This is a genomic window from Clostridium tarantellae (assembly GCF_009295725.1).
Classification (GTDB): domain Bacteria; phylum Bacillota; class Clostridia; order Clostridiales; family Clostridiaceae; genus Sarcina; species Sarcina tarantellae.
This window is the reverse complement of record NZ_WHJC01000357.1, coordinates 1-3,094: the sequence shown is the minus strand read 5'-3', so window position 1 is coordinate 3,094 and position 3,094 is coordinate 1. Positions and strand designations below refer to the sequence as shown.

The following is a 3,094-nucleotide window of genomic DNA, read 5'->3' as shown; positions in this document are numbered from 1 at the left end:
ATATTAAACCTTATACTTTTAAAGGAGTGACAAATGTGATATATAAAGAAAATATAATTGTATGTGTAGATGACCTCTCTAAAGAGTTTAATAAAAGTAAAGCTACTATATATAAAAAATTAAAAAGTAATAAAGAACTAATAAAACCTATAATAAGAAAGGATAGAAAAACTTATATTTCAGCCGAAGCAGTGAAATGGCTGAAAAACATTTATGATAGTAAATCTATCAATTCTGAAAAGGATGTAAAAAATAATTTAAATTGCAAAAATATCGAAGAAAATAAAATAGAAAAAGAAAAAACTGTTGTAAATACTGATGAAAACAATATCAATTCTTCTTTAAGTAATAATTTGATTCATAATGAAATTTTAAAAGAAGACGAGCAAAAAGAAACTATTTGCAATTTAGAAAATTCCACCTTAAACACAATAGAAAGAAATGAAATTAATAATCCTTTAATAATACCAACAGAAAAAATATGTGATAATATAGTAGATAAAAAAGAAGCTATTCCAACTGCAGAATTTTTATCTAAAGAAAGAATTCCTTTATCTTTAGATAATGAAGTTTTTGGTCTTCTTAAATCTTATGTTAAATTTTTAGAAACAGAATGTAATACTAAAAATAAACAGTTAGATAGTAAAGACGATATAATAAAAAATATGCAAGTTTTATTAGAAAACGAGCAAGAAATTGTATGCTCTCAAGTAAATCTAGAGGAACGTTGCAGAGAAATGGATGATAAATTATTTCAATTAAAAGGACAATTAGAAAATAGAAAAAAAAAGCAGAAAAAAAGTTTTCTAAAAAAACTTTTTAAATTATAATATTAGAAAACTCTTTCAAACTAAAAATATTTTTTAGTTTGATAAGAGTTTTTTATGTAAATAAAAATTTATATTTTAGCTCCTAAAAAATCTATATCTTCTTTATTAAAATTTACAATCAAATCTTTTGGGAAATTCATTTCTTCTACAATATTTATGCATCTTGTAAAATTGCCTACATCATAATATACATGAGCATCACTTCCAAAGATAATTTTAGCATTATATTTTTCACACAATTTTAGCATAGTTTTAGCATTTTCTATTGCTCCTTCTCTAAACCCCTTAGGATTTAAAGAGGAATTGTTTAACTCTAAAAATACATTATTTTCTTTAGCTGCTTTAACTATTTCTTCATAGTTTAACGGATATCTACTATCATCTGGATGACCTATTATTTTAACCTTTTCTTTTTTCATAGCTCCTATAATAGCTCGTGTATTTTCTTCTTTATTTCCAAAGCTTATGCAAGGTGGATGCAAACTTGCTATAATATAATCTAATTTTTCTAATATTTCCTTAGGTACATCAATAGTTCCATTATAATCTATAATATTAGCTTCTATTCCTTTTAATATTTTAACTCCTTCTATTTCATTTAATACACCTAAATTTAAAAAATGATAAAAATGAGCTGTTCCCGGCATAGATGGAGCATGATCAGATATCCCTAAAACTTTTAATCCCTTTTCTTTTGCCTCCATGGCATTTTCCTTTATAGTGCTATATGCATGCCCACTAGAAATAGTATGACAATGTAAATCAATTAATGCTTTCACATAATCCCTCCAATCAAACATAAATTAGTCTTTATCTTTAACTTTATCATGTTTCTCTATTAAAGAACAACATTTTTTATTTTTCTTATTAGTAGCATTATTACTCTTAAAACATTTTCTTACTTTAAAAAAGAAAAATATCATTGTTAATAATAAAAAGATTGTTCCAAAAAAATAATTTCCTTTAAATCCAATTTTATTTAAAAGTATTCCTCCAATAAAGTTTCCTAAAGCTATTGATATACTATTTACTAATAGCTTTATTCCAGCAAATACATCTCTATATTTCAATTCTATATTACTCATCATTGTGCTATCTAAAGTAAAAGAAGTAATCATAGCAAATACACATCTTATTACTAATATTATTATAAAAACATTTTTATTTAATGATAATGCTAATAAACTACAACTTATAATGGTTATAATTAACATTATTCCATTAAATAATCCTTTGCCTATTTTATCTATTATTATGGGCATAATAATTAAACCTAAAGTAGAAAATACGGTTATACTAAAATTAATTATTGAAATACTAGAATTATCTAAGAAAAAATATTCTTTTAAAATCAAATTATTATATGGACCTACAGAGGAAAAAGCTATGGATATTATAAATAATACTATAGAAAAACTTCTAATTTGTTTATCTATTTTTATGTACTTTATTGATTTTTCTAAAGATTTTTTTACTGGTTCACATTTACATACATTTTTAATATCCTTTGGTAACATAAACTTTCTTATTAAAAATGTTATAAGTATAAATACTATAGCTATATAAAATAAAGTTTTATATCCTATGTTTTTAAATAAATTTATTTTATTTATATTCCCTGCTACTAAGGTTCCTAATGCTGCAAAAATAAGATTAACAGAGCTTTTGTAGCTATAAGCACAACATTCATTATCTATAGTAGTATATGAATATAATAATTGTATCTCCGTTACCTGTATAAAGCAAAATCCAATATTAATTATAATTTGTGAAATTAATAAAGGAAAAAATTTATAAAAAATAGTATATAACCAAATTCCAAAAGCTATAATTAAAAATCCTAAGGATAAAATATTTTTCCTTCCAAATCTATTAATAAATGGTCCTACTATAAATCCTAATAAAGAGAATAACGAACCTATAGAAAATATAATTCCTATATCACTAGACGAAATATTAACTGAATTTAAATATAAAATTTGCAGAAAAAAATACATACCAAAAGCAAAAGCACATAATGCTTCACTAATTACCATTACTTGAATATGCTTCTCAAACTTTAAATACTTACTTAATGTTTTAAAATTAATCATTTTAGTTCCCCTTTTGTTCTAGTCCTTTTTTAGGGTACTCATTATTATGTTATGTTATACCTAAAATACTTTTAAATAAAATTAAGATTTTTCTCTCAATATTCTTTATACTATAATAAGAAAAAACTTAAACTAAATTAGTAGAATCTATGATTAAAGTATTTTTATAAT

3 protein-coding genes are annotated in these 3,094 nt (G+C 22.8%); 1 reads left to right on the top strand and 2 read right to left on the bottom strand.

Annotation, left to right across the window (positions count from 1 at the left end; genetic code table 11):
* Positions 1 to 35 precede the first annotated feature (35 nt).
* Positions 36 to 830 (top strand): hypothetical protein, encoded by a 795-nt coding sequence (locus GBZ86_RS14335; RefSeq protein WP_152891795.1) that lies wholly within the window; start codon positions 36 to 38, stop codon positions 828 to 830.
* 68 nt (positions 831 to 898) lie between these two features.
* On the opposite strand, the gene GBZ86_RS14330 is transcribed toward GBZ86_RS14335, so the two are convergent.
* Both GBZ86_RS14330 and GBZ86_RS14325 read right to left on the bottom strand, forming a co-directional pair.
* Positions 899 to 1,609, bottom strand: a complete 711-nt coding sequence (locus GBZ86_RS14330; RefSeq protein WP_327445276.1) for a phosphatase — start codon at positions 1,607 to 1,609, stop codon at positions 899 to 901.
* A gap of 24 nt (positions 1,610 to 1,633) precedes the next feature.
* Positions 1,634 to 2,923, bottom strand: coding sequence for an MFS transporter (locus GBZ86_RS14325; RefSeq protein ID WP_152891791.1), 1,290 nt, complete (start codon positions 2,921 to 2,923; stop codon positions 1,634 to 1,636).
* Positions 2,924 to 3,094: the final 171 nt, after the last annotated feature.

Excerpts from the sequence above, each read along its gene's own strand:
- GBZ86_RS14325 (WP_152891791.1), bottom strand. The coding sequence starts at position 2,923 with ATGATTAATTTTAAAACATTAAGTAAGTATTTAAAGTTTGAGAAGCAT.